A 24,240-nucleotide genomic window follows, 5' to 3' on the forward strand; every position below is an offset into this window, starting at 1 on the left:
CTGGACACCGTGAAACAGCCCATCTGGTAGAAATGATGCATTTCTGGCATTCAGACACAAAAAAGCCCGTCATGAAGACGGGCTTTCTGCGATGGCTGGGGTACCAGGATTCGAACCTGGGTATGCCGGAATCAGAATCCGGTGCCTTACCGCTTGGCGATACCCCAAAAATCTGTTTTGGAATGATGGCTGGGGTACCAGGATTCGAACCTGGGTATGCCGGGATCAAAACCCGGTGCCTTACCGCTTGGCGATACCCCAAAAACACGTTTAACCGTAAATGCCAATCTGTTGCCGGCATCAACAGTATAATATGGTGGCTATGGCGGGACTTGAACCTGCGACCCCAGCATTATGAGTGCTGTGCTCTAACCAGCTGAGCTACATAGCCGTATATTTGGCTGGGGTACCAGGATTCGAACCTGGGTATGCCGGAATCAGAATCCGGTGCCTTACCGCTTGGCGATACCCCAAAAAATCTGTTTTGAAAAATGGCTGGGGTACCAGGATTCGAACCTGGGTATGCCGGGATCAAAACCCGGTGCCTTACCGCTTGGCGATACCCCAACTGCATGTTATCTCACAAAGTTCCCTATGCAATGATAGGAAAGTGTATGGTACGGGAGGAGAGACTTGAACTCTCACACCTTACGGCACCAGAACCTAAATCTGGCGTGTCTACCAATTTCACCACTCCCGCATACTTTATGGGCGCATTCCCAAAAAAAACGGGAATGGTGGCTATGGCGGGACTTGAACCTGCGACCCCAGCATTATGAGTGCTGTGCTCTAACCAGCTGAGCTACATAGCCATGATAACATTTTACCCCCTCTACGAGAGGACGGGGCGTATTATGCTTATTCAGCTATGGCAGGTCAACAGCTTTTTAGGGCAGGAGTCCACCTTCACCGCCGTTCGCTTAGAATCTCACCAAACTGCACATCAGATACGCAATGATGGCAGTCTGGCAAACGCTTTATCAGCCTTAAACGTTAAACAGGAAGTGCATCACATCGCCATCCTGCACAATATAGGTTTTGCCTTCCACCCGCAGTTTACCGGCTTCTTTGGCGCCGTTTTCCCCTTTGTACTGGACAAAGTCTTCATAGGAAACCACCTGGGCCCGGATGAAACCCCGTTCAAAATCCGTATGGATTTTACCTGCTGCCTGAGGCGCGGTGGCCCCGACAGAAACCGTCCAGGCGCGCACTTCCTTGACCCCGGCGGTGAAGTAGGTTTGCAAATCCAGCAGCTCATAACCGGCACGGATCACCCGATCAAGGCCGGGTTCTTCCAGGCCCAAGTCCGCCATGAATTCCTGGCGGTCAGCATCATCCATTTCAGCCAGTTCTGACTCAATGGCGGCGCATACCGGTACCACTACCGCTTTTTCTTTTTCCGCAATGGCCCGCACCACATCCAGATGGGGATTGTTGTCAAAGCCGTCTTCGGAAACGTTGGCAATATACATGGTGGGTTTGAGGGTCAGAAAGTTGAGATAGGCAACCGCTTCCAGCTCTTCCTTGGTCAAATCCAGTGTGCGCAGCATGTGGCCTTCATCCAGTACCGGTTTGAGTTTTTCCAATACCGCCACTTCAAATTTTGCGTCTTTATCGCCACCCTTGGCACGTTTTTGCTGGCGCAGAAGCGCCCGTTCGCAGCTGTCCAGATCCGCCAGCGCCAATTCGGTGTTAATCACTTCAATATCATGGGCAGGATCCACCTTGTTCGCCACATGCACGATGTTGTCGTTTTCAAAACAGCGAACCACATGACCGATGGCGTCAGTTTCACGGATGTTGGCCAGGAATTTATTGCCAAGGCCTTCCCCTTTGGATGCCCCGGCCACCAGTCCGGCAATATCCACAAACTCCATGGTGGTGGGCAAAACCCGTTCCGGCACGACAATTTCAGCCAGCACCTGCAGGCGGGGATCCGGCACGGGCACCACGCCGGTATTTGGTTCAATGGTACAAAACGGGAAGTTAGCCGCTTCAATACCTGCTTTGGTTAACGCATTGAACAGAGTTGATTTACCCACATTTGGCAAGCCAACGATGCCGCATTTAAAACCCATGATAGTTACCTTATCTCACTGTAATTCCCAACGATGATGGTCGGGCGGCCGAGGTAATCCCCACAGCCAAATGTCATTAATGAAGTTATTCCGCCTTGAACGCATGTAGCCGGTTCATGGCTCTGGTCATATCTTCCGCATAGAGAATATCCGTGGCCCGCAACGCTTCGTCAATAGCCGCGTCAATCAGTTGTTGTTCTGATTGTGGCGGTTTTCCCAGTACGTAACCACTTACCTTGTTTTTATCTCCGGGGTGACCGATGCCAATCCGCAACCGGTAAAAATTTTTGCTGTTCCCCAGGCTGGCAATAATATCCTTTAAGCCGTTATGACCACCATGACCGCCACCCTGCTTGAATTTGGCAATCCCCGGTGGCATGTCCAGCTCATCATGGGCCACCAGGATTTCCTCCGGCGCGATGCGGAAAAATCCGGCCAGAGCCCCAACGGCTTTGCCACTGAGGTTCATGTAAGTGGTGGGCACCAACAAACGCACATCCCGTGCCTTAATCGTGATTCTGGCGGTCAGCCCATAATATTTGCTGTCCGCTGTCAGGCTGCTGCCATGGAGACGGGCCAGCTGCTCCACGTACCAGGCGCCGGCATTATGCCGGGTCTGCGCATACTCGGCGCCGGGATTTCCCAGCCCGACAATCAGTTTTATCGTGGTCATTTTTCCTGTTTGCCTTACTTACTGCCCGCGGAAAAAACAATGCCGCGGTGGAAGCGCGGCATTTTAACACTGCAAAGGCATCGGCAACAAATCAGCAAATTGCCTCAGGAAAGTCCCAAGGCATATTTCAGTACCTGCTGTTTTACCGGCGTATTGATATCCGCCAGTTTCAGGCTGAGATTGCGCATCAGTTTCAACGGCAAGATATCGTTGCTAAAACCGGCATAAAACAGATCCATGCCGGTCATCATCAGTTGATTGTCGTACCAGCGCCGGCGCTGATAATCCGCCAGCACGGTGGTGTTCCACCACTCCGCTTCAGGATGGCTCAGGGCGCTTGCCAACTGTTCAAGCAGGGCATCCACATCCTTGAAGCCCAGATTCACTCCCTGCCCCGCCAACGGGTTGATGGTATGGGCCGCATCCCCCAACAGCACCAGATTATCCCGGTAGTACTGTTTGGCATGGCGCCGGGTCAGCGGAAAACTGCCTCGTGAGACCACGGTAAAATCCCGGTTAAGGCGGGCGGGGAAATTGTCATCAATGGCCTGTTTGAGCTGTTTTTCCGACAATGTCATCAGGTTGCTGATGGTGTTGGCATCGTCATACCACACCAATGACGCGTTATTCCCCGGTAACGGCAATAACGAGCGAGGCCCTTTGGGGGTAAACTGCTGCCAGGTGATGTCCTGTTCATCTTCGGCCGTGGCAATATTGATCAGCATGCAGGCCTGACTGTAATCCCAACCGGCCACCCCGATGCCCGCCCACTGACGCACCAGGGAGTTGGCGCCATCGGCGCCCACCAGCAAGTGGCAATCCAGCACCCGGTCATCGTCCAGGCTCACTTCAATGCCGCGACAGGAGCGTACCATGCGATTGACCCGCGACGGGCAGCAAAGGGTCAGGTTGTCGTACTGATCAAATTGCTGCCACAACGCCTGTTGCACCAGACGGTTTTCCACAATGTGCCCCAAATGGGACAACTTGAGCTGCTCGGCATGAAAACGGGTAATGCAGCCTTCCATCTCCCAGGTTTCCAGCCCCCGGTAAGCCACTTGCCGCATTTGCAGCAGTGCCTCCAAAGCGCCCAATCTTGCCAGCAGGTTTTCAGAGGCCAGCGACACCGCAGACACCCTGACATCCAGCGGCTGTGTGACTTCGTAGGGTTCTGGTGTCTGGGCTTCCACCACCGCCACTTTGAGCCCGAGTTGGGCCAACCCCACCGCGGCAGCGGCTCCCACCATGCCACCACCGATAATGACAATATCCTGCTGCTGATGTTGTTTTGTCACTGCTGCTTTCCTGCTGTTGTAATGCTTTGCTATGTCCAAAAGAGGCGCTTTGTATATAAGCACATCCTGCCGCCTGCTGACGCTGACAGGCATGGGTTTTACTGATATGAGTTACACATGCGACACATCCAGCGCCGCAAAACTGCGGCCAATTATGCCTTAATATGGATAGCCCACGAAAATTTTGTGTGAATCTTCGATTTTACAACTGGCAGCCGGGCATGACAGTGCCCTATGCCACACCCCGGTGATGATCATCAAGCCAAGGGCGGTCTCGCCGCCTGCCGTTACGCCCGTTTGCCCCCCGGCAACGAATTGAAAATCCAGACATTGGCTTGGCCACATGCCGGCAATCATGAAAAGTCCCGGAGTTTTGCCACGGCAAACATTGGCAAGCGGGCGCCTGTGCGGGTAAAATGGCGCGCTATTTTCCAGAGGTACGTGAGAGCGGCGCAAAACTGATGAGCAAGAAACTCCATATCAAAACCTGGGGCTGTCAGATGAATGAGTATGACTCAGCCAAGATGGCCGACCTGTTAAGCGAATTTCAAGGCTATACCCTGACAGATGCAGCGGAAGAAGCCGATGTGCTTTTGCTGAACACCTGTTCCATTCGTGAAAAAGCCCAGGAGAAGGTGTTCCATCAGTTGGGCCGCTGGAAAAACCTCAAGGACAAGAATCCCGGGCTCATTATCGGTGTGGGCGGCTGCGTGGCCTCCCAGGAAGGGAAAGCCATCAAGGATCGCGCCCCCTGCGTGGACATTGTGTTTGGCCCCCAGACACTGCACCGCCTGCCGGAAATGATTAACGAAGTGCACAGCGGCAATCCGGCCGTGATTGACGTGAGCTTTCCGGAAATCGAAAAATTTGACCGCTTGCCAGAGCCCCGCGCCGAAGGCCCCACCGCGTTTGTCTCCATCATGGAAGGCTGCAGCAAGTACTGCTCTTTTTGCGTGGTGCCCTATACCCGCGGTGAAGAGGTCAGCCGCCCCATGGATGACGTCATTCTGGAAGTGGCGCAGCTGGCACAGCAAGGCGTGCGCGAAGTCAACCTGCTGGGACAGAACGTGAATGCCTATCGCGGCGCCAAATACGATGGGGACATTTGCAGCTTTGCCGAGCTTTTGCGCTATGTTGCCGCCATTGACGGCATTGATCGCATCCGCTTTACCACCAGCCATCCCATTGAATTCTCCCAGGACATTATCGATGTATATGAAGACACCCCGGAGCTGGTGAGCTTTTTGCACCTGCCGGTGCAATCCGGCTCTGACCGCATTCTGACCCTGATGAAACGGGGACACATGGCGCTGGAGTACAAATCCATTATCCGCCGGCTGCGTAAAGCGCGGCCGGATATCCAGATAAGTTCTGACTTTATCGTGGGATTCCCCGGTGAGACCGCCGCAGACTTTGAAGACACCATGAAACTGATTGAAGAGATCAACTTCGATCACAGTTTCAGCTTCATCTACAGTGCCCGTCCCGGCACTCCGGCGGCCGATCTGCCGGACGATGTATCGATGGACGAGAAAAAGCAACGCCTGGCACGCTTGCAAGACACCATTACCCATCAGGCCATGCGTTACAGCCGCCAAATGCTGGGCACGGTGCAGCGCGTTCTGGTTGAAGGACCGTCAGTGAAAAACCCCATGGAACTGCGCGGACGCACCGAAAACAACCGCGTGGTGAACTTTGAGGGGCAACCCCAGCACATCGGCACCTTTGTGGATGTGGAAATCGTGGATGTTTATCCCAACTCCCTGCGCGGCAAATTGGTTCGCAGCGAACAGGAAATGGATCTGCGCCGCCAGCTTCATCCCCAGGAAATTCTGGCCAAACACAAAACCGAAGATGACCTTGGGGTCAAACATTACACACCAAAAGCATGATGAAAAGGCGGCCTCGAGTCGCCTTTTACCTTATGAATGGCCGCAGGATGCCCGTGTTTTCCCATGGCATTTCGCCGGTCAGACTCGTAAACTTAACCGTAACCGTGAAACACAATACCGGAGTTTCGTTTGTCTCATAAATTAACCGCGATGGATCTGTATCTGGAACCAGCAGACAGCCGCCGCCTGGCATCGCTGTGCGGGCCATTTGATGACAACATCAAACAGCTGGAACGGCGGATTGGTGTCGAGATCAGTTACCGTAACAATCACTTCAAGATAGTCGGCCAGCCACGGGGCTGCCTTGCCGCCAGCAACCTGCTGCGCACGCTGTATGTGGAAACCGCACCAATCAAGGGCAGCACACCGGATCTGGAACCTGAAAAAGTCCATATCGCCATTCAAGAGGCCCTCTCGGTGGAAGCCTACGACAGCGACGAGGCGCCCCAGGAACACTTTATCAAAACCCGCAAAGGGGTGATAAAACCCCGTAATGCCAATCAGGGCCAATATGTGGTGAACATTGTGCGTCACGATATCACCTTTGGCATAGGCCCCGCCGGTACCGGCAAGACCTATTTGGCAGTGGCGGCTGCGGTGGATGCACTGGAGCGCCAGGAAGTGCGGCGCATCCTGTTGACCCGTCCGGCAGTGGAAGCCGGTGAAAAACTGGGGTTCCTGCCCGGGGATTTAAGCCAGAAAGTGGATCCTTACCTGCGCCCCTTGTATGACGCACTGTTTGAAATGCTGGGTTTTGAAAAAGTCGAGCGCCTGATTGAGCGCAGCGTGATTGAAATTGCGCCGCTGGCCTACATGCGCGGCCGCACCCTTAATGATGCATTTATCATCCTGGACGAAAGCCAAAACACCACCGTGGAGCAGATGAAAATGTTCCTGACCCGCATTGGTTTTAACTCCAAGGCGGTGATTACCGGCGACATCACCCAGATAGACCTGCCACGCCATGCCAAATCCGGCCTGCGCCACGCCATTGAAGTGCTAAGCGATGTGGACGAGATAAGCTTTAACTTTTTCCAAGCCGGCGACGTGGTACGCCATCCGGTGGTCGCCCGCGTTGTGGAAGCCTACGAGACTTACGAACAACGCCAGCAGGCCGCCAGCGGCCGTCGCCATGACAGCCAGTACCAACTGGCAGAAACTGCAGAGATTACGGAACCTTCTGAAAATGAGTCTTGAACTGACACTGGATTTGCAGATTGCCTCTGAATCCACCCAACTTCCCACCGAGGCCGAATTTACCCTGTGGGCCACCACCGCCCTGACAGGACGGCTGGATGAGGCGGAAATGACCATCCGCCTGGTGGATGAAGCCGAAAGCCACCAGCTTAATTTTGATTACCGGGGTAAGGATAAACCCACCAATGTGTTGTCTTTTCCCTTTGAAGCGCCGCCAGGGATCGAACTGCCACTGATTGGAGATCTTGTCATTTGCGCCCCGGTCGTTGAGAATGAAGCGCAAGAACAGCATAAAACGCTGGCAGAACACTGGGCCCACATGGTTGTGCATGGATGCCTGCATCTGCTAGGTTATGATCACATTAACGACGCCGAAGCTGAAGAAATGGAAGCCATTGAGACAGAACTCATTGAAAGCTTAGGTTTTTCTGACCCTTACAAGGAGCAATAAAAGTTCGACTTCCACGAACTGCGAACCACTATGAGTGATGATATCCCCCCGAGTACCGGCGCCCACAAGAAGGGCTGGTTTGAACGTGTCAGCCAGTTGTTCATGGGCGAACCCCAGAATCGAGACGAATTGGTCGAAGTGATTCAGGATGCGGAGCAACGCGATTTAATCACCGAGGACACCCGCGAGATGATCAAGGGTGTACTTGAAGTGTCTGACCTGAGAGTCCGGGATATCATGATCCCCCGGGCACAAATTGTCGCCATTCAGTACAACGATTCCGTAGAAGAGGTACTCAATACTGTTATCTCGTCAGCCCACTCCCGTTTTCCAGTGGTCAATGAAGATAAAGACCACATCGAAGGGATTTTGCTGGCAAAAGATCTCATCAAATACGGTTTCAATCACAGCGATGAGCCGTTTTCGCTGGAAACCGTCATCCGGCCGGCAGTGGTTGTGCCGGAAAGCAAGCGGGTTGATGTATTGCTCAAAGAGTTTCGCTGCCAGCGTTACCACATGGCCATTGTGGTGGATGAGTATGGCGGCGTGTCAGGCCTCATCACCATTGAAGACATTCTGGAAGAGATTGTGGGCGAAATTGAGGATGAATTCGACCACGACGTGGAAGAAGAGCCAGACATTCGCAAGGTGAGCAGCAAGGCCTACATGGTCAAGGCCCTCACCCACATTGAGGATTTCAACGAAACCTTCCATACCCAATTCAGTGATGAAGAGTTTGACACCGTTGGCGGACTGGTCAGTCATGCCTTTGGCCATTTGCCGGAGCGCAATGAAAAAATCACGATACAGGGGTTGGAATTCAAGGTGATAAGTGCCGATAACCGCCGCCTGTTGCAACTGCGGGTAAAACTGCCTGACGAGCACGATACAGAAGAAAGCGATACCTAGTGATCTCCCTTGGCTGCCGTATCCGGCAACACACCTGGCTTAAGACGGTACTGGCATTCATTGCCGGTGCCGTCACGTCCCTGTCGTTTGCCCCTTATGACGTTTGGCCCTTGTATCCGCTGGCGTTGGCCGCCCTTTTATGGCTGACGGAGCAAAGCCGTCCCAAACAGGCCTTCGGCTTGTGGCTCAGCTTTGGTTTTGGCAGTTTTGTCTTCGGCATAAGTTGGGTGCATGTCAGCATCTACCATTTCGGGGGCATGCCGCTGGCGGTTTCCATGCTGCTGATGGCACTGCTGGCCCTGTATCTGGCACTTTATCCGGCATTGGCCGGCATGTGCTGGTGCCGGTTTGGCCTGCGCAAAAAGAAACGTGCCACGTCTGCCTCCGGCAACAGTTATTGGAACAACCTGGTTCTGTTTCCGGTATTGTGGGTGTTAACCGAGTGGTTGCGCGGCTGGGTATTAACGGGATTCCCGTGGCTATGGGCCGGTTACAGCCAAGCGTCTGGGCCATTACTGCCACTGGCAAGTTATATCGGCACGTTAGGCATAAGCCTGTTGCTGGCCATGCTGGCAGGCAGCCTTCATTTACTGCTGCATCAACGGTGGTTGCCCATGCCCTTGTTAACACTGTTGCTTGCCTTGAGTATCTGGCAAGCACCGCTGCACAACGGCATCGCGCGCACCGGAGCATCCGTAAGTGTGGCGCTGGTGCAGGGCAACATCCCCCAAAGCATGAAATGGCAACCAGAAGCGCTCTGGCCCACGTTACTCAAGTACATGGAGCTGTCGCGTCCTTATTTGGACAAAGATTTGGTGATCTGGCCAGAGGCGGCAATTCCCGCGCCTGAGCACATGGTGGCGGAGTTTCTCGATAATGCCGACAAGGTGGCCAATCTCCATGATACCGCCATTGTCACCGGCATTATCAGCCTGACCCAACCGAATTTTTACAATGCGGTGGTGGTGTTGGGCAATGCCCGGCAACATGCTCAGCCCCACGGGGATTACCAGGTTGCAGCAACCGCCAACCAATACCGCAAGCACCATCTGCTGCCCATTGGCGAATTCGTGCCACTGGAGTCATTACTGCGCCCCTTGGCGCCGCTGTTCAACCTGCCCATGTCCTCCTTCAGCCGTGGAAATTACATTCAGCCCAACCTGCAGGCCACCGGGCATCAGCTGGCCCCCGCCATCTGTTATGAAATCGCGTTTCCTGAGCAACTCAGGCACAACATCACCCCGGATACCCAACTGCTGCTGACCATCTCCAACGATGCCTGGTTTGGCAGCTCCAACGGCCCGCTACAGCATATGGAAATTGCCCAGATGCGTGCCGCGGAGCTGGGCCGACCGCTGCTGCGGGGCACCAACAACGGCGTAACGGCCATTGTGGATGAAAAAGGCCATATCAGCGCCAAACTCCCTCAATTTACCGAAGGGGTGCTGAGCGCGGACGTCCCCTTGGTCCAGGGCCAAACGCCTTTTAGCCGCTGGGGAGAAAAGCCCTTACTGTTTGGCTGCCTGCTACTGCTATTGATAAGCCTGCTCAAACAACGGCAACCGCATTAATCCATCATGTTCGTTCCCCTAAGCATTTCTTAAGTTTACCTGGCCAAGCTAGGAACACTTAAGAAAAACGTTATCCAGCAGATGCTGAAAAAAACATTAATTCGGCTCACAAATTTAAATTTATCCATTGCATCCTGAGCAAAATAAGCCATCATTTCTTGGACAATATTGACAAACTGCCATCAAGATGTGGTAGGAGCACTGAAAACGGAAGACAGCACGGCGCCTCGAGGCGGTTAACGGGGCAAGGCCGATACAGCTAGGGACGGAGGGCATCATCTGCACGGCCATGCAGCCTGCCCATAGTGCAAAAGCGTCATCAAACGCCAAAAAATAACGGGATAACTAACTTATTTTTTGGAGATTGCATACCGCCATGGGCTGTAACATTACTGCGAGCCGCAAAATTTCTCATCTGGCAGTAATCCGTTGTAAGTGAGGTAGCATGAAAAATATTGTGGAATACTTGCGCCAGACAGCACTGGCATGCCCCCAGAAAACGGCGTTGGAAGACAACCGCCACCAGCTCAGCTATCAGCAACTGCTGCAACGTGTTGACGCACTTAGCCACTGGTTGCAACAGCAGCAGACAACCTGCGTGGCGTTGCACGGCGCTAACAGCATTGACTGGGTGATTGTCGATTTGGCCTGCCATGCCACCAATATCACCTGCCTGTCCCTGCCGCTTTCATTGTCTGCCCAGCAAATTCATCACTGCGTTGCCGAAGCAGGAGCCGAGCTACTGTTAAGCGAGCAAATCCTGCTGCCAGGGCAGTGCCGGCTGGATGATAACGAAGCACTGCCGGGCATTGCCGCCTGGGCACTGCCAGAGCGCTATCATTGCTGGGAATTACCCTATGCCCATAGCGGTCACCTGCCGGAAGCCACCCAAAAAATCGCCTTTACCGCCGGCATTACCGGCATGCCCAAAGGCGTGTGCCTTAGCCGGGAGCATCAATGCCGGGTCGCCAGGGCGCTGGCGGCAACCACGCCTATCAGCAATCCCCGCCATGTCTGTTTACTGCCGCTGAGCACCCAACTGGAAAACGTGGTCGGCGTTTACGCCACATTACTCAATGGCGGCACGGTTGTCATGCCGGCAGATGGCGGCAACATGCATCAACCCGCCATGGCACCCACCCTGTTGGAGCAGCTGCACCAGATACAGCCCCAATCGATGATCCTCACGCCAACGCGGCTGCAATCATTGCTCGACAGCACCCAGCAGCAACAATGGCAAATGCCAGACTCCCTCGAGTTTGTCGTGGTCGGTGGTGCGCCGGTAACACCGCAACTACTCAGCCGTGCCCATCAACAGGGCATTCCGGTATATGAAGGATATGTATTGTCAGAGTGCGGCTCTATTGTGTCCATCAATACGCCACAGCATGTCCGTAATGGTACCGCCGGAAAAATTCTGCCCCATTGCCAGGTTCGCATTGACAAACAAGAGGTGATTATCAGCGGCAGCTGTCATCTGGGGTATTTGGGGATAAGTGATAGCTGGTACCCCAACGAAATCCACACCGGCGACTTGGGGTATTGTGATGATGGCTGGTTATCCATTAATGGTCGGCGCAACGCGTTATACCATGACGCTTTGACCCATCTTAGCGGACACAAACCCGGTTAACCCACTCAGGCTTTTTGTACCCAAACCCAGGTGCAATGCTGGTGTTCAAGGCGGGCATTCAATATTGTGCACTCCTCGCATTAAACGCAGTTTCACACTGCGTTTAATGCGGTATGCCGCCAGGCCATCAAGGCATTAACGGTTCCCGGGTAAATTCGCCATGATCGCATTCCGGGCAATCCGGGATCACGTCGGTAAACTCAATGTTCATCTTGTAGCCACAATGGGTGCAGGTAAGCGTGCCTTGAGTGACAATCTCGCCACTGTGATACACCCCCTGCTGATTGAATTGCCGCGCCAACTCATGCCATTCCACCTGGCTGCGGTCACTCACCTCCCCTAACCAGTGCCACAAGGTGTTTTCCAGGGTGATGGCGGTAGGGCTGTAACTCAAATCATCTTCTGCCTGCACGGCAATGAAGCTGGCGATATCCCGTTTTAAAAACTCTTCCACCAACTGCAATTGAGTTTCATCGGCATGGCGCTTCAGTGCCAGATATTCCTTACCCTCCTTGATGGTGGTAAGCAAACTTTTCACGGTCAGAGAATTATCCTGCTGATATATCTCTTTCACCTTGTCCAGCAATGCCTGATATAACTCCAACAACTCCCTATTTTTATCGCTCATAGCGTTACTCCTTTAAGACGAGTCTTGGTGAATGACTCACTTCTGGTTTATTCTATGCAGATTTAAAATGCGCTGCATAGCGTGTATATCTCAAATTATGGGCGGCACTGCCGAAAAACCTGATGCAAGAGCAATACAATCCCTCGGAAATTGAGGCCCGGGTTCAACAGCACTGGGCAGAGAAAAAAACCTTTGAAGTTACCGAAGATGATACAAAAGAGAAGTTTTACTGTCTCTCGATGTTTCCTTATCCTTCAGGCCGCCTGCACATGGGGCATGTACGCAACTACACCATAGGTGATGTTGTTGCCAGGTTCCAGCGCTTGCAGGGCAAAAACGTGCTGCAACCCATTGGTTGGGATGCCTTTGGCCTGCCTGCTGAAAATGCCGCCATCAAAAACAAGTCGGCTCCGGCCCCCTGGACTTACGCCAATATCGATTACATGAAAAACCAGCTGAAAATGCTGGGATTCGGTTACGACTGGAGCCGTGAGATTGCTACCTGCACACCGGAATATTATCGCTGGGAACAGTGGTTTTTCACCAAGCTTTATGAAAAAGGCCTGGTTTATAAAAAAACCTCTTCCGTTAACTGGTGCCCTAACGATCAGACCGTACTGGCCAATGAGCAGGTGGTGGATGGCTGCTGCTGGCGCTGCGACACCAAAGTGGAACAAAAAGAGATCCCCCAGTGGTTTATCAAAATCACCGCCTACGCCGAAGAACTGCTGAGCGAAATCGATAACCTGGATGGCTGGCCGGATCAGGTAAAAGCCATGCAGCGCAACTGGATTGGCCGCTCCGAAGGGGTGGAAATGACTTTCCAGGTGGCCGACAGCGATGCCAGTTTTGACATCTACACCACCCGCCCGGACACCGTGATGGGCGTGACCTACGTGGCCATTGCCGCCGCCCACCCGCTGGCGCTTGAAGCCGCAAAACATAATCCCCAGCTGGCCGCCTTTGTTGAAGAGTGCAAGCAAAGCTCCGCCTCTGAAGCTGATTTGGCCACCATGGAGAAAAAAGGCGTGGCCACCGGCCTTTATGCCATCCATCCCCTCACCGGCGATAAAGTACCGGTCTGGGCCGCCAACTTCGTATTGATGAATTATGGCACCGGAGCGGTAATGTCCGTGCCTGGTCATGATCAGCGCGACTATGAATTTGCCAGCAAATATGGCCTGCCCATCAAGGCCGTGATTAAAAATGCCGAAAGCGAACCTGACTTGAGCCAGGAAGCTTTCACCGAAAAAGGCGTGCTGTTCAATTCTGGCGAATTTGATGGCCTGGATTTTGAAGCCGCCTTTAATGCCATTGCCGACAAATTGGTCAATGAAGGCAAAGGCAAGCGCCAGGTGAACTTCCGCCTGCGTGACTGGGGTGTCAGCCGCCAGCGCTACTGGGGCGCCCCCATCCCCATGGTCACCCTGCCTGATGGCAGTGTCATTCCGACACCGGAAGATCAACTGCCGGTCATCCTGCCGGAAGATGTGGTCATGGACGGCGTTCAAAGCCCCATCAAGGCCGACAAAGACTGGGCCAAAACCCAGGTAAACGGCCAGGAAGCCCTGCGGGAAACCGACACCTTTGACACCTTTATGGAGTCCAGCTGGTATTACGCCCGCTACTGCTCACCACAGGCCAACCAGATGCTGGATACCGACAAGGCCAATTACTGGTTACCGGTGGATCAATACATTGGCGGTATCGAACATGCCTGTATGCACCTGTTGTATTTCCGCTTCTTCCACAAACTGCTGCGCGATACCGGGCTGGTGAACAGCAACGAGCCGGCCAAACGCCTGCTGACCCAGGGCATGGTGCTGGCAGAAGCCTTCTATTACACCAATGAAAAAGGTGCTAGGGTGTGGGTATCGCCATTGGACGCTGACATTCTGGCGCGTGACGACAAGGGCCGCATCACCAAGGCCGTGGACAACGAAGGGCACGAACTGGTGTACACCGGCATGTGCAAAATGTCCAAGTCCAAGAATAACGGCATTGACCCGCAGCTGATGGTGGAAAAATACGGCGCGGACACCGTCCGGCTGTTCATGATGTTTGCCGCACCGCCGGAAATGACACTGGAATGGCAGGAATCCGGCGTGGAAGGGGCTCACCGCTTCATCAAGCGGTTGTGGAAACTGGCCATTGAACATATCAATCAAGGGCCTGCGCCAGCGCTGGACAGCAGCAGTTTGAACACTGCCCAGAAAAACCTGCGCCGCGAACTGCACAAAACCATTGCCAAAGTCACCGACGATATCGGACGGCGCCAGATGTTCAACACCGCCATTGCCGCCGTAATGGAACTGATGAACCATTTGCAAAAAGCCCCGCAAGAAACGGCTCAAGACCGGGCCTTGCTGGATGAGGCATTATCTGCGCTGGTAAGATTGCTGTACCCCATCACCCCCCATTTAAGCTTTAGCCTGTGGCAGGCGCTGGGCAATGGCGGAGATATCGAAACCGCCGCCTGGCCAGCAGTAGATGAAACCGCCCTGGTGGAAGACAGCAAACTGGTAGTGGTGCAGGTCAACGGTAAACTGCGCGCCAAAATCACCGTAGCGGCCGATGCCACCAAAGAGCAGGTAGAAGCCCTGGCACTGGCAGATGAACAGGTACAAAAACACACGGACGGCAAAACCGTACGCAAAGTGATTTATGTCCCCGGAAAACTGCTCAATATCGTAGCCAACTAACAGGACATTCATGCCGACATTTATCAAGGGTTTCCGGCAACTGATGTTTTCAACACTGGCACTGGTCGTCATGACCAGTGCCGGTTGTGGATTTCATCTGCAAGGCAGTTATTCCATACCGCCACAACTCAGGACCCTCAGTTTGAACTCGCCGGATCAATACAGTGAATTAAGCCGTCTGGTGCAAGACAGGCTGCGACTGCACAACATCAGTATCCAGCCCGCCAGCGATGCTCTGCCCCGGCTCACATTGCTCAAGGATGCGCTGGAGCGCTCCACACTGTCGATTTATCCCACCGGTAACGTGGCTGAATATGAGCTGATTTACCAAGTGCAATTCAGCGTTGCCATGCCGGGTAAGCAGGCTCAGGCCTTTACCGCGGAAGTGCGCCGTGATTATCAGGATGATCCCCGCACCGCATTGGCCAAAAGCCGGGAAATGGCACTGCTGGTCAAAGAGATGCGCATCCAGGCTGCGGATTACATTATTCAGACACTGGCCGCCACCGAGGTGGAATGATGCGGGTCTATCCGGATCAGCTCACCCACCATCTCTCTTCGCTAAAGCCCTGTTACTTATTATTTGGGGACGATCCCTGGTTACTGGACACCACGAAATCCGCAGTGGTGTCTGCCGCCAAAGCCCAGGGATTTGCAGAGCGCATCCAACTGGAGCAAGACAATAATTTCAGCTGGCAACAGCTGTACAACGAATGGCATGCCATGAGTCTGTTCTCCAGCCGCCGCGTTATTGAACTGCACCTGCCTCAGGCAAAACCCGGCAACGATGGCGCTAACATGTTGCAAACATTGCTGCAACAACAAAATCCTGATACTGTGTTGTTGCTCACAGGTTCAAAGCTAGGCAAAGAGCAACAAAACAGTAAATGGTTCAAACAACTGGACAGCAACGGCATCTTCGTGCCCTGCACCACACCGGAAGGCCCGCAATTTAAGCGCTGGCTTGATGGACGCATCCTCTTTTACCGACTGAATCTGCAAGCAGATGCCCGGGCAATGCTCATTAACCTCTATGAAGGGAATTTGCTGGCCGCGGATCAGGCACTGCAATTGCTGCAGCTACTGGCAGGCAACCAAACGGTGGATGCCAACGAATTATCCCGTTACTTTGAAGATCAGTCCCGCTTCACGGTATTTCAACTCACCGATGCCCTGCTGACCAACCAACAGGACAAGGCACAGCACATGCTGGCGCAGTTGAAAGCGGAGGATATGGCATTACCGATTGTGCACTGGGCATTGCAGAAGGAACTGACACAGCTATGGCAGTTGCAGTCGGCATTAACCGCCGGTCACAATCTGGGGCAACTGTTCAGCCAGTATCGGATCTGGGATAAGCGAAAACCGTTATATCAACAAGCACTTGGCCGACTATCGTTAGAGGCCATCGAAGCCATGCTGGCGTTCAGCTCACAGCTGGAACTGGCATTAAAACAACAGGGACGTGAAGATTGGGTCGGCGTCAGCCATCTGTGTCTAATGTTTGATGCAGCAGCGCACCGGCAATTATTGCAATTTGGATTAAACTGATGCGAATAGGGATTTTAGGCGGTACATTCGATCCGGTGCATTATGGACATCTGCGCCCCGCAGCAGAAGTGCTGCAATTGCTGCAACTGGATCAGCTGTGGCTGATGCCCAACAACATTCCCCCCCACAAACAGCAGGCCAGTGCCAGCGCGGCACAACGCCTGCAGATGTTACAGCTGGCCACCGGGCCGTTTCCGCAATTTTCAATCAATGCGGTGGAGCTGGAACGTGCCACCCTGTCCTACAGCGTTACCACGCTGCGACAGCTTCGGCAGGAATACCCGCAAGACACCTTTTATTTCATTATGGGCACCGACTCGCTGGTCACCCTGACCACCTGGCAACGCTGGCAGGAACTGTTTGATTTATGCCATCTGGTGATTTGCCGCCGGGCGGGCTGGCAACTACAGCCCGACAACCCGGTGTACAACCAATGGCAACAGCGGCAAACCACGCCGGCACAACATCTGGCTAACTGCCCTCCCGCGACTGCACCTTCCAGCGGCGACATCATCATGGTGGATGTGGCACCCCAGCCATACTCTTCCACCGCCCTGCGCCAGGCACTGGCCGACAACCGGCTTGAGCCTTGCCAGAATGCCATCCCGGCCTCAGTGCTGGATTACATCACCACCCAACAGCTTTACCGCAACTAAGGCTGATTCCGGCGCCGGTTTCGGTATATACTACGGCGCCTGATACAAATACAGTCAAAGAGGAACAGCCGCTTGCAAAGTGCTGAGTTGAAACAATTCGTTGTGGATAAGGTCGAAGACATCAAAGCCAAGGATGTTGTGGTGCTGGATGTACAGCAAAAATCCAATGTTACCGATTACATGGTGGTGTGTACCGGCACCTCACAAACCCACATCAGTGCCATTGCCCAACACGTGATTGGTGAAGCCAAACAGGCAGGTTTGCTGCCATTGGGTGTGGAAGGCCGGGACAGCAGTGACTGGGTACTGGTGGACTTGGGGAACGTGATCCTGCACGTCATGCTGGCCCAGGCACGGGAACACTACCAACTGGAAAAACTCTGGACAGAAGTGTAACGCCCATGAAGTTGCAACTCATTGCCGTGGGCACCCGCATGCCCGACTGGGTCTGTCATGGTTTTACCGAATACCAGCGTCGCTTCCCCCGGGACATGCCCCTGGAACTGGTGGAGATCCCGGCAGGGAAACGGGGCAAAAATGCCGATATTGCCCGCATCCTCCATAAAGAAGGCGAAGCCATGCTGGCAGCCGTTGCCAAAGGCAACCATATTGTGACGCTGGATCTTCCCGGTAAAAACTGGACCACCCCGGAACTCGCCAATAACATGCAAAAATGGCAGCTCGACGGCCGGGATGTCAGCCTGTTGGTGGGCGGCCCGGAAGGGTTGGCACCGGCGTGCAAACAGGCGGCGGCCCAGAGTTGGTGTTTATCGGCACTGACCCTGCCCCATCCGCTGGTGCGGGTCATTGTGGCAGAAAGCCTGTATCGCGCCTGGAGCATTAATAACAACCATCCCTACCACCGGGAATAATCGCCAACGGAGACTTTGCAGTGCAGCAACGAAAGCGCGTTACAATGCACGACCATGCTGCCGAATCGGCCCTGTTTCGGCGCCGTGCATTATTCACGTTCATTTGCGTTACCCTGTTGCTGCTGGTCTTGATGGGTAACCTGTATCACCTGCAGATTACCTCCTTCAAGGATTACGCCACCCGCTCCAACGACAACCGCATCCGCGTGGTTCCCTTGCCTCCCAGCCGTGGACTCATTTACGACCGTAACGGTAAGCTTCTGGCGGAAAACCGGCCCTTCTACTCGCTGGAAGTGATCCCGGAAAAAGTCAAAAACATGCAGCGCATGCTCGATGAACTGTCCACGGTCATTCCCCTGTCTGATGAAGAGCGGCAAAACTTCACCGATGCCTTGAAATTTCACCGGCGTTTCAAGCCGCTGACGCTGAAAAATCATCTGTCAGAGCAACAACTGGCCACGTTCAGTGTCAATCAATACCGCTTTGAGGGCGTATCGGTGGAAGCCGGTCTTAACCGTTACTATCCCTATGGCGAGCTGCTGACCCATGTGCTGGGCTATGTGGGCCGCATCAATAATCGCGACCAAAAAGCGCTGGAGCTGTCTGGCAACTGGCCTGACTATGCCGCCACCCATGATATCGGCAAACAAGGGGTGGAAAAATTTTACGAAGGCCTGCTCCACGGCAAGCCCGGGCATCTGGAAGAAGAGGTCAACAACCTGGGGCGGCATATTCGCACCTTGAAAGTGGAGCCGCCGGAGCCGGGGCAGGATATTTACCTGACCATAGATCTGGCCCTGCAACAAAAAGCCATGGAGTTACTGGATGGTCGGCGCGGCTCCATTGTGGCCATTGATCCGCAAGATGGCGGCATTCTGGCCATGGCCTCCAGCCCCAGTTACGACCCCAACCAGTTCGTACACGGCATTGGCACCAAAGCCTACAGCGAGCTGTTAAATTCCCGCGCCCGCCCCCTGATCAACCGGGCCACACAAGGCCAATACGCACCGGCCTCCACCGTAAAACCCTTACTGGCACTCATGGGGCTGGAAGATGGCATCATTACGGAAAAAACCCGCATCTGGGATCCGGGCTTTTGGCAAATCCCCGGCGTGGAGCGCAAATACCGCGACTGGAAACGCTGGGGCCACGGCTGGGTGGATGTGTACGGCGCGCTGGTGCACTCCTGCGACACCTATTTTTACGATCTGGCCTATAAGAGCGGCATCGACCGGATTGCCAACTTCATGACCCAATTCGGCTTTGGTGAAAATACCGGCGTGGACATTTACGAAGAATCACCGGGGAACATGCCATCACGGGACTGGAAACGCCTGCGCTACAATCAGCCCTGGTATATTGGCGACACCATCTCCGTGGGCATCGGGCAGGGTTACTGGACCACCACGCCGCTGCAACTGGCCAGCGCCACCACCGTACTGGCCAACCAGGGCCGCCGCTTGCCGCCCCATTTGCTCAAATCCATCAAAGACAGCACCTCGATGATTGAGCCGCCGGTAGAAGAGCGCCCTCCCGTTACCCTGAAAAACACCCGGCACTGGCATACCATTGCCGATGCCATGCGCCAAACCGCCCATAAAAGCCGTTTTAACGATGCCCACTACTCCGCCGCCATGAAAACCGGTACCGGCCAGGTGTTCAGCGTGGCGGAAGATGCCAAATATGATGCGGACACCATTGATGAACACCTGCGGGATAACGCCTTGATTGTGGCATATGCGCCGTTTGAACATCCCAAAATGGTGGTGGCCGTCATTCTGGAAAACGCCGGCTGGGGAGGCAAGAATGCCGGCCCGGTGGCACGGGCCATGATGGATGAATATCTGTTGCGAGATCAATGGGAGCTGACCGATGCACAGCCATAAGCCTAACTTCTGGCAACGCCTACATCTGGATTTGCCACTGCTGCTGGGCCTGTTGGCCCTGATGTGTTTTGGCCTGTTTGTGATCTATTCTGCCAGCGGTGAAGACCCCGCCATGCTGGAGCGGCAAATGGTGCGCATGGGATTATCATTGGGCTTGATGCTGGTACTGGCACAAATCAATCCGGAGGTGTATCGCCGCTGGGCGCTGCCCATTTACCTCGCCGGGGTGGCATTTCTTCTGGCGGTGCATTTTTTCGGCGAAATCAACAAAGGGGCGCAACGCTGGCTCAATCTGGGTTTTATGGAGTTTCAGCCATCAGAGCTCATGAAGCTGGCATTTCCCATCACCATGGCCTGGTACATCAGCAAATTTCCCCTGCCGCCGAAAAAACGCTACCTGGCAGGTGCCGCCATACTGCTGGCCATCCCCACCCTGCTGATTGCCAAACAACCGGATTTGGGCACCTCCATTCTGGTGGCCGCTTCCGGGGTGTTTGTGTTGTTCCTGTCAGGCATGAGCTGGACCATTGTGGGAGGGGTTATTGCCGCCGTGCTGGCATTTTTACCCGTGTTGTGGTTTTTCCTGATGCATGACTACCAACGCAACCGGGTACTGACGCTGTTAAATCCGGAAGCTGACCCGTTAGGCACCGGTTATCACATCATCCAGTCGAAAATCGCCATCGGCTCTGGGGGGTTGTGGGGCAAGGGCTGGCTGGACGGCACCCAATCCCAGCTGGAGTTTTTACCGGAACGCCACACGGATTTCATTTTTGCGGTGATTGGCGAGGAGTTTGGCCTGCTGGGCAGTTTGTTCCTGCTGGCGCTGTACCTGTATGTGATTGGCCGCGGGCTGGTGATTGCTTCCCGGGCACAAACCAGCTTTGCTCGGTTACTGGCAGGCTCCATCACCCTGACGTTTTTTGTTTACGTGTTTGTGAACATCGGCATGGTGTCAGGCATTTTGCCGGTGGTGGGCGTTCCCCTGCCGCTCATCAGTTATGGTGGCACCTCCATGCTGACATTGATGGCCGGTTTTGGCATTCTAATGAGTATTCACACCCACAGACGCTTTATCGACCGATAGGAACGCCGCCATGCCCGCATACCCGTTCTTGCTGCTGTTACTGTTTTTGCTATCGTCCCAGGCACTGGCAACGCCAGCACCCAGTGTGGCCCAATTGCAGCAACAATTCATTGCACAACAGCAGCAACAGGGATTCAGCGCCGAGGAAGTCTCACAATTTCTTGCTGGCGCCCACAAGAACCAACAGGTGCTGGATGCCATTTCCAGGCCCTGGGAAGCCAAACCCTGGCACCAGTATTACCCCATTTTCCTCACCGACAAACGCTTGCAAGCGGGCCTTGCCTTCTGGCAGCAACATCAGGCCAGCATTACCAAGGCGGCAAAGCAGTATCAGGTGGAACCTGAAATCATTGTGGCCATTATTGGTATCGAAACCTATTACGGCCAGTATTTGGGCAATTATCCCGTTATCGATGCGCTGTACACCCTGGGTTTTTACTATCCGCCCCGGGCGGATTTCTTTCGCCGGGAGTTGGGAAAACTGATGCAGCTGCAACGCCAGGAGAAGCTCTCGGCCCAGCAGCTTCACGGCTCCTATGCCGGTGCCATGGGCTTGGGTCAATTTATCCCCTCCAGTTATCTCGCCTATGCGGTGGATTTTGATCATGACGGGCAACGGGATCTGATTAACAGCGCTGATGATGCCATTGGCAGTGTGGCCAACTACTTTCACCAGCATGGCTGGCAACAAGGCCACCCGGTGGCCATTCCCCTGACAGTTGCCAGCAAACCCGATGCCCGCATTTGGCAGGCCCAGGACAAATTAACGCAAACCGTGGCGGACATTCTCGCGCCCGATGTGGCGCTGGCGCAGTCGCAGGATCTGGATGTTGCCCAGCCAGCCATGCTGATTGCCCTGCAACAAGCCGATGCCACCGAGTACTGGCTGGGGTTGAACAACTTTTATGTCATCACCCGCTATAACCGCAGCCCGCTCTATGCCATGGCGGTTTATCAATTTAGCCAACAGTTGAGACAACATCATGAGACACAGTAACAAACTGCTGCCATTTTGCGTGCTGCTCATGCTGGCCGGCTGCGCCAGTGAACCGGTTAATCGTAATGATGGCCGTTACAGCATGCAGCACGACAAACCGCCCCAAAATCCACCGGATCTTTCCCGGGTGCAGGATGCGGTGCCCCGTTACGAGCCTTACAGCAAACAGGGCAATAAAAATTATGAGGTGCTGGGCAAATCCTATCGCGTCATGCCCAGCGGCAAAGGCTTTGTGCAAGAGGGGCAAGCTTCCTGGTATGCCTCAAAATTTCATGGGCACTATACCTCCAACGGCGAGGTGTATGACATGTACGCCATGTCCGGTGCCCATAAAACCCTGCCGCTGCCAAGCTATGTGCGGGTCACCAATCTTCGCAACAATAAAAGCGTCATCCTGCGGGTGAACGACCGCGGGCCGTTTCACTCCCGCCGCATCATTGATGTGTCATACGCTGCCGCCTACAAACTGGACATGCTGAAAACCGGTACGGCGCCGGTACGGCTGGAAGTCATCTATAACGACAGTCCTGAGCATCAGGCCGTGGCGGCCATAGGCACTGAACCTTCGGTGTATTACGTACAGATTGTGGCCTCAAGCACCAAAGAGAAACTGCAGGCCATGGCGCCCGCATTAACCCAGGCGTTCCAGCTGCAAAGCCGCATTACCGCCGCTGACAACCTGTACCGCCTGCAACTGGGGCCTATCGCCAACGAAGCGCTGGCAAACCGCATGCTGGACACTATCCGCAGCGGCGGCCATCCCCAAAGCTATCTGGTGCGCGACAAAGCGCCATAACTGGTGATTATTTGTCCATGACTGTACTAATGAAGGAACCTTCACTAATATCACAGGTCGACAAATGATATACTCGCTGCTACCGAGGCAGTTTCACTCCAACCATAAAAACGTATCCAGTCAATGATGAATTTTGTAAAGAAAACCGCAACAGCACTGTTCATGTTCACCGGCGTTATTTCCGCAGGCGCGCTGGCTGATCCGGTCTCTCAGATGCCGATCCCCAACGCCTCTCCCGCCCTGACCTCTCCAAGACCCATGGTGATCCCAGATGCGCCCAGTGTGGCGGCAAAAGCTTATGTATTGATGGATTACCATTCAGGGCAGATCATTGCAGAAAGCAACTCCCATGAATTGCTCAACCCTGCCAGCCTGACCAAAATGATGACCAGTTACGTTATCGGGCAGGAGATCAAACGGGGGAATGTCTCTCCGGATGATGAAGTCACCATCTCCAAAAATGCCTGGTCCAAGAACTTCCCTGACTCATCAAAAATGTTCATTGAAGTGGGCAAACAGGTGAAAGTGTCTGATCTGAACCGGGGCATTATCATCCAGTCGGGAAATGACGCCTGCGTGGCCATGGCCGAACACATTGCCGGGACCGAAGGCGCCTTTGTAGATTTGATGAATGGCTGGGCCAAACAGCTGGGCATGCAAGACAGCCATTTTGAAAATGCTCACGGGCTGCATGGCGATCACCATAAAAGCACCGCCTTTGATTTGGCATTGCTGGGGGCGGCCCTGATCCGCGACGTACCTGAAGAGTACAAGATTTACGACGAAAAATCGTTCACCTTCAACGGCATCAAACAGTACAACCGCAACGGCCTGTTGTGGGACAACAGCCTGAACGTGGACGGCATTAAAACCGGCCATACCTCAGAAGCCGGTTTCAACCTGGTGGCCTCTGCCACCAAGGATGGCATGCGCCTCATCTCCGTAGTGCTGGGGACCAAGAGCGAATCCGCCCGCAAGGCAGAAAGCAAGAAACTGCTGGAATTCGGTTTCCGCTTCTTTGAAACCGTTACCCCGTACAAGGCAGGCAACAGCTTTGTTACCCAAAAAATCTGGTATGGCGACAAAGACAGCATCAATTTGGGTGTGGTCACCGATACTCCCATCACCATTGCCAGAGGCCAGGCCAAAAACCTCAAAGCCAACTTTGAGCTGAACAAAGAACTGATAGCCCCCATCACCAAAGGTGAAACCGTGGGGCGGCTGTACTTCCAGTTGAATGGTCAGGACATTGCCCAATATCCACTGGTGGCACTGGATGATGTGCAAGAAGGCAGCTGGTTCAGTAAATTGATTGATTATTTCAAGCAGTTATTTGCCGGATGGTTTAACTGATGAATTTGAAAAA

21 protein-coding genes and 7 tRNA genes are annotated in these 24,240 nt (G+C 54.0%); 17 read left to right on the forward strand and 11 right to left on the reverse strand.

Annotated features, from left to right (window positions below; translation table 11 throughout):
* Nucleotides 1-92 precede the first annotated feature (92 nt).
* From ACIDEJ_RS10965 to ACIDEJ_RS11010, 10 genes are all read right to left on the reverse strand, one after another.
* Nucleotides 93-167 (reverse strand) — tRNA-Gln (locus tag ACIDEJ_RS10965).
* A gap of 19 nt (nucleotides 168-186) precedes the next feature.
* A tRNA-Gln gene (locus tag ACIDEJ_RS10970) sits at nucleotides 187-261 on the reverse strand.
* A gap of 53 nt (nucleotides 262-314) precedes the next feature.
* A tRNA-Met gene (locus tag ACIDEJ_RS10975) sits at nucleotides 315-391 on the reverse strand.
* A 7-nt stretch (nucleotides 392-398) separates the two neighbouring features.
* A tRNA-Gln gene (locus ACIDEJ_RS10980) sits at nucleotides 399-473 on the reverse strand.
* Between the two features lie 19 nt (nucleotides 474-492).
* Nucleotides 493-567: transfer RNA gene (locus ACIDEJ_RS10985), tRNA-Gln, on the reverse strand.
* A gap of 48 nt (nucleotides 568-615) precedes the next feature.
* A tRNA-Leu gene (locus ACIDEJ_RS10990) sits at nucleotides 616-700 on the reverse strand.
* 35 nt (nucleotides 701-735) lie between these two features.
* Nucleotides 736-812: transfer RNA gene (locus ACIDEJ_RS10995), tRNA-Met, on the reverse strand.
* Nucleotides 813-986: 174 nt separating this feature from the next.
* Nucleotides 987-2,078 carry a redox-regulated ATPase YchF gene (ychF, locus tag ACIDEJ_RS11000; RefSeq protein WP_411988114.1) on the reverse strand — a complete coding sequence of 364 codons (1,092 nt, stop codon included), beginning with the start codon at nucleotides 2,076-2,078 and terminating at the stop codon, nucleotides 987-989.
* Nucleotides 2,079-2,163: 85 nt separating this feature from the next.
* Complete coding sequence (gene pth / locus ACIDEJ_RS11005; RefSeq protein WP_411988115.1) at nucleotides 2,164-2,751, reverse strand: aminoacyl-tRNA hydrolase; 588 nt, start codon at nucleotides 2,749-2,751, stop codon at nucleotides 2,164-2,166.
* Nucleotides 2,752-2,855: 104 nt separating this feature from the next.
* Nucleotides 2,856-3,998 carry an FAD-dependent monooxygenase gene (locus ACIDEJ_RS11010; RefSeq protein WP_411988173.1) on the reverse strand — a complete coding sequence of 381 codons (1,143 nt, stop codon included), beginning with the start codon at nucleotides 3,996-3,998 and terminating at the stop codon, nucleotides 2,856-2,858.
* A 509-nt stretch (nucleotides 3,999-4,507) separates the two neighbouring features.
* On the opposite strand from ACIDEJ_RS11010, the gene miaB reads away from it, so the two are divergent.
* The 6 genes from miaB (at nucleotide 4,508) to ACIDEJ_RS11040 (ending at nucleotide 11,699) form a co-directional block, all read left to right on the forward strand.
* On the forward strand, nucleotides 4,508-5,938 hold the full coding sequence (gene miaB / locus ACIDEJ_RS11015) for a tRNA (N6-isopentenyl adenosine(37)-C2)-methylthiotransferase MiaB (protein ID WP_411988116.1): 1,431 nt from the start codon (nucleotides 4,508-4,510) through the stop codon (nucleotides 5,936-5,938).
* 129 nt (nucleotides 5,939-6,067) lie between these two features.
* A complete protein-coding gene (locus ACIDEJ_RS11020) occupies nucleotides 6,068-7,135 on the forward strand; it encodes a PhoH family protein (RefSeq protein WP_411988117.1) in 1,068 nt (355 codons plus the stop codon).
* Nucleotides 7,125-7,586, forward strand: coding sequence for an rRNA maturation RNase YbeY (ybeY, locus tag ACIDEJ_RS11025; RefSeq protein WP_411988118.1), 462 nt, complete (start codon nucleotides 7,125-7,127; stop codon nucleotides 7,584-7,586). The genes ACIDEJ_RS11020 and ybeY overlap by 11 nt, the downstream gene beginning before the upstream one ends.
* Nucleotides 7,587-7,616: 30 nt before the next feature.
* A complete protein-coding gene (gene corC, locus ACIDEJ_RS11030; protein ID WP_411988119.1) occupies nucleotides 7,617-8,495 on the forward strand; it encodes a CNNM family magnesium/cobalt transport protein CorC in 879 nt (292 codons plus the stop codon).
* A complete protein-coding gene (gene lnt / locus ACIDEJ_RS11035; protein ID WP_411988120.1) occupies nucleotides 8,495-10,066 on the forward strand; it encodes an apolipoprotein N-acyltransferase in 1,572 nt (523 codons plus the stop codon). The genes corC and lnt overlap by 1 nt, the downstream gene beginning before the upstream one ends.
* A gap of 445 nt (nucleotides 10,067-10,511) precedes the next feature.
* Nucleotides 10,512-11,699: an AMP-binding protein gene (locus ACIDEJ_RS11040; RefSeq protein WP_411988121.1), complete on the forward strand. Its 1,188-nt coding sequence runs from the start codon at nucleotides 10,512-10,514 to the stop codon at nucleotides 11,697-11,699.
* Nucleotides 11,700-11,826: 127 nt separating this feature from the next.
* Here ACIDEJ_RS11040 and ACIDEJ_RS11045 read toward each other — a convergent pair whose 3' ends face one another.
* On the reverse strand, nucleotides 11,827-12,327 hold the full coding sequence (locus ACIDEJ_RS11045; RefSeq protein ID WP_411988122.1) for a zinc ribbon-containing protein: 501 nt from the start codon (nucleotides 12,325-12,327) through the stop codon (nucleotides 11,827-11,829).
* A 122-nt stretch (nucleotides 12,328-12,449) separates the two neighbouring features.
* On the opposite strand from ACIDEJ_RS11045, the gene leuS reads away from it, so the two are divergent.
* From leuS to ACIDEJ_RS11100, 11 genes are all read left to right on the forward strand, one after another.
* Nucleotides 12,450-15,029, forward strand: coding sequence for a leucine--tRNA ligase (gene leuS / locus ACIDEJ_RS11050; protein ID WP_411988123.1), 2,580 nt, complete (start codon nucleotides 12,450-12,452; stop codon nucleotides 15,027-15,029).
* Nucleotides 15,030-15,039: 10 nt separating this feature from the next.
* A complete protein-coding gene (locus ACIDEJ_RS11055; protein ID WP_411988124.1) occupies nucleotides 15,040-15,549 on the forward strand; it encodes an LPS-assembly lipoprotein LptE in 510 nt (169 codons plus the stop codon).
* Complete coding sequence (holA, locus tag ACIDEJ_RS11060) at nucleotides 15,549-16,580, forward strand: DNA polymerase III subunit delta (protein ID WP_411988174.1); 1,032 nt, start codon at nucleotides 15,549-15,551, stop codon at nucleotides 16,578-16,580. Before ACIDEJ_RS11055 ends, holA begins: the two co-directional genes overlap by 1 nt.
* Entirely contained in the window at nucleotides 16,580-17,236 is a 657-nt protein-coding gene (nadD, locus tag ACIDEJ_RS11065) for a nicotinate-nucleotide adenylyltransferase (protein WP_411988125.1), read from the forward strand. The genes holA and nadD overlap by 1 nt, the downstream gene beginning before the upstream one ends.
* A 72-nt stretch (nucleotides 17,237-17,308) precedes the next feature.
* Nucleotides 17,309-17,632, forward strand: coding sequence for a ribosome silencing factor (gene rsfS, locus ACIDEJ_RS11070; RefSeq protein WP_411988126.1), 324 nt, complete (start codon nucleotides 17,309-17,311; stop codon nucleotides 17,630-17,632).
* A gap of 5 nt (nucleotides 17,633-17,637) precedes the next feature.
* A complete protein-coding gene (gene rlmH / locus ACIDEJ_RS11075) occupies nucleotides 17,638-18,108 on the forward strand; it encodes a 23S rRNA (pseudouridine(1915)-N(3))-methyltransferase RlmH (RefSeq protein WP_411988127.1) in 471 nt (156 codons plus the stop codon).
* 44 nt (nucleotides 18,109-18,152) lie between these two features.
* Nucleotides 18,153-19,994 (forward strand): penicillin-binding protein 2, encoded by a 1,842-nt coding sequence (gene mrdA, locus ACIDEJ_RS11080; RefSeq protein WP_411988128.1) that lies wholly within the window; start codon nucleotides 18,153-18,155, stop codon nucleotides 19,992-19,994.
* The gene (gene rodA, locus ACIDEJ_RS11085; protein ID WP_411988129.1) at nucleotides 19,981-21,081 is read left to right on the forward strand and encodes a rod shape-determining protein RodA; all 1,101 of its coding nucleotides are present in this window, start codon (nucleotides 19,981-19,983) and stop codon (nucleotides 21,079-21,081) included. Before mrdA ends, rodA begins: the two co-directional genes overlap by 14 nt.
* A 10-nt stretch (nucleotides 21,082-21,091) precedes the next feature.
* Entirely contained in the window at nucleotides 21,092-22,078 is a 987-nt protein-coding gene (mltB, locus tag ACIDEJ_RS11090) for a lytic murein transglycosylase B (protein ID WP_411988130.1), read from the forward strand.
* The gene (locus ACIDEJ_RS11095; RefSeq protein ID WP_411988131.1) at nucleotides 22,065-22,874 is read left to right on the forward strand and encodes a septal ring lytic transglycosylase RlpA family protein; all 810 of its coding nucleotides are present in this window, start codon (nucleotides 22,065-22,067) and stop codon (nucleotides 22,872-22,874) included. Before mltB ends, ACIDEJ_RS11095 begins: the two co-directional genes overlap by 14 nt.
* A 213-nt stretch (nucleotides 22,875-23,087) precedes the next feature.
* Nucleotides 23,088-24,227 carry a serine hydrolase gene (locus ACIDEJ_RS11100; RefSeq protein ID WP_411988175.1) on the forward strand — a complete coding sequence of 380 codons (1,140 nt, stop codon included), beginning with the start codon at nucleotides 23,088-23,090 and terminating at the stop codon, nucleotides 24,225-24,227.
* The last annotated feature ends 13 nt before the right edge of the window (nucleotides 24,228-24,240 follow it).

The sequence above is a fragment of the Shewanella mytili genome (genome assembly GCF_046765975.1).
In the GTDB taxonomy this organism is placed as follows: Bacteria; Pseudomonadota; Gammaproteobacteria; order Enterobacterales; family Shewanellaceae; genus Shewanella; species Shewanella mytili.

What these genes read in the sequence shown, in the direction of transcription:
- ychF (WP_411988114.1), bottom strand. Translation starts at nt 2,078, where the DNA reads ATGGGTTTTAAATGCGGCATCGTTGGCTTGCCAAATGTGGGTAAATCA.
- pth (WP_411988115.1), bottom strand. Translation starts at nt 2,751, where the DNA reads ATGACCACGATAAAACTGATTGTCGGGCTGGGAAATCCCGGCGCCGAG.
- ACIDEJ_RS11010 (WP_411988173.1), bottom strand. Translation starts at nt 3,998, where the DNA reads ATGGTGGGAGCCGCTGCCGCGGTGGGGTTGGCCCAACTCGGGCTCAAA.
- miaB (WP_411988116.1), top strand. Translation starts at nt 4,508, where the DNA reads ATGAGCAAGAAACTCCATATCAAAACCTGGGGCTGTCAGATGAATGAG.
- ybeY (WP_411988118.1), top strand. Translation starts at nt 7,125, where the DNA reads ATGAGTCTTGAACTGACACTGGATTTGCAGATTGCCTCTGAATCCACC.
- corC (WP_411988119.1), top strand. Translation starts at nt 7,617, where the DNA reads ATGAGTGATGATATCCCCCCGAGTACCGGCGCCCACAAGAAGGGCTGG.
- ACIDEJ_RS11040 (WP_411988121.1), top strand. Translation starts at nt 10,512, where the DNA reads ATGAAAAATATTGTGGAATACTTGCGCCAGACAGCACTGGCATGCCCC.
- ACIDEJ_RS11045 (WP_411988122.1), bottom strand. Translation starts at nt 12,327, where the DNA reads ATGAGCGATAAAAATAGGGAGTTGTTGGAGTTATATCAGGCATTGCTG.
- leuS (WP_411988123.1), top strand. Translation starts at nt 12,450, where the DNA reads ATGCAAGAGCAATACAATCCCTCGGAAATTGAGGCCCGGGTTCAACAG.
- ACIDEJ_RS11055 (WP_411988124.1), top strand. Translation starts at nt 15,040, where the DNA reads ATGCCGACATTTATCAAGGGTTTCCGGCAACTGATGTTTTCAACACTG.
- holA (WP_411988174.1), top strand. Translation starts at nt 15,549, where the DNA reads ATGCGGGTCTATCCGGATCAGCTCACCCACCATCTCTCTTCGCTAAAG.
- nadD (WP_411988125.1), top strand. Translation starts at nt 16,580, where the DNA reads ATGCGAATAGGGATTTTAGGCGGTACATTCGATCCGGTGCATTATGGA.
- rlmH (WP_411988127.1), top strand. Translation starts at nt 17,638, where the DNA reads ATGAAGTTGCAACTCATTGCCGTGGGCACCCGCATGCCCGACTGGGTC.
- mrdA (WP_411988128.1), top strand. Translation starts at nt 18,153, where the DNA reads ATGCACGACCATGCTGCCGAATCGGCCCTGTTTCGGCGCCGTGCATTA.
- rodA (WP_411988129.1), top strand. Translation starts at nt 19,981, where the DNA reads ATGCACAGCCATAAGCCTAACTTCTGGCAACGCCTACATCTGGATTTG.
- mltB (WP_411988130.1), top strand. Translation starts at nt 21,092, where the DNA reads ATGCCCGCATACCCGTTCTTGCTGCTGTTACTGTTTTTGCTATCGTCC.
- ACIDEJ_RS11095 (WP_411988131.1), top strand. Translation starts at nt 22,065, where the DNA reads ATGAGACACAGTAACAAACTGCTGCCATTTTGCGTGCTGCTCATGCTG.
- ACIDEJ_RS11100 (WP_411988175.1), top strand. Translation starts at nt 23,088, where the DNA reads ATGCCGATCCCCAACGCCTCTCCCGCCCTGACCTCTCCAAGACCCATG.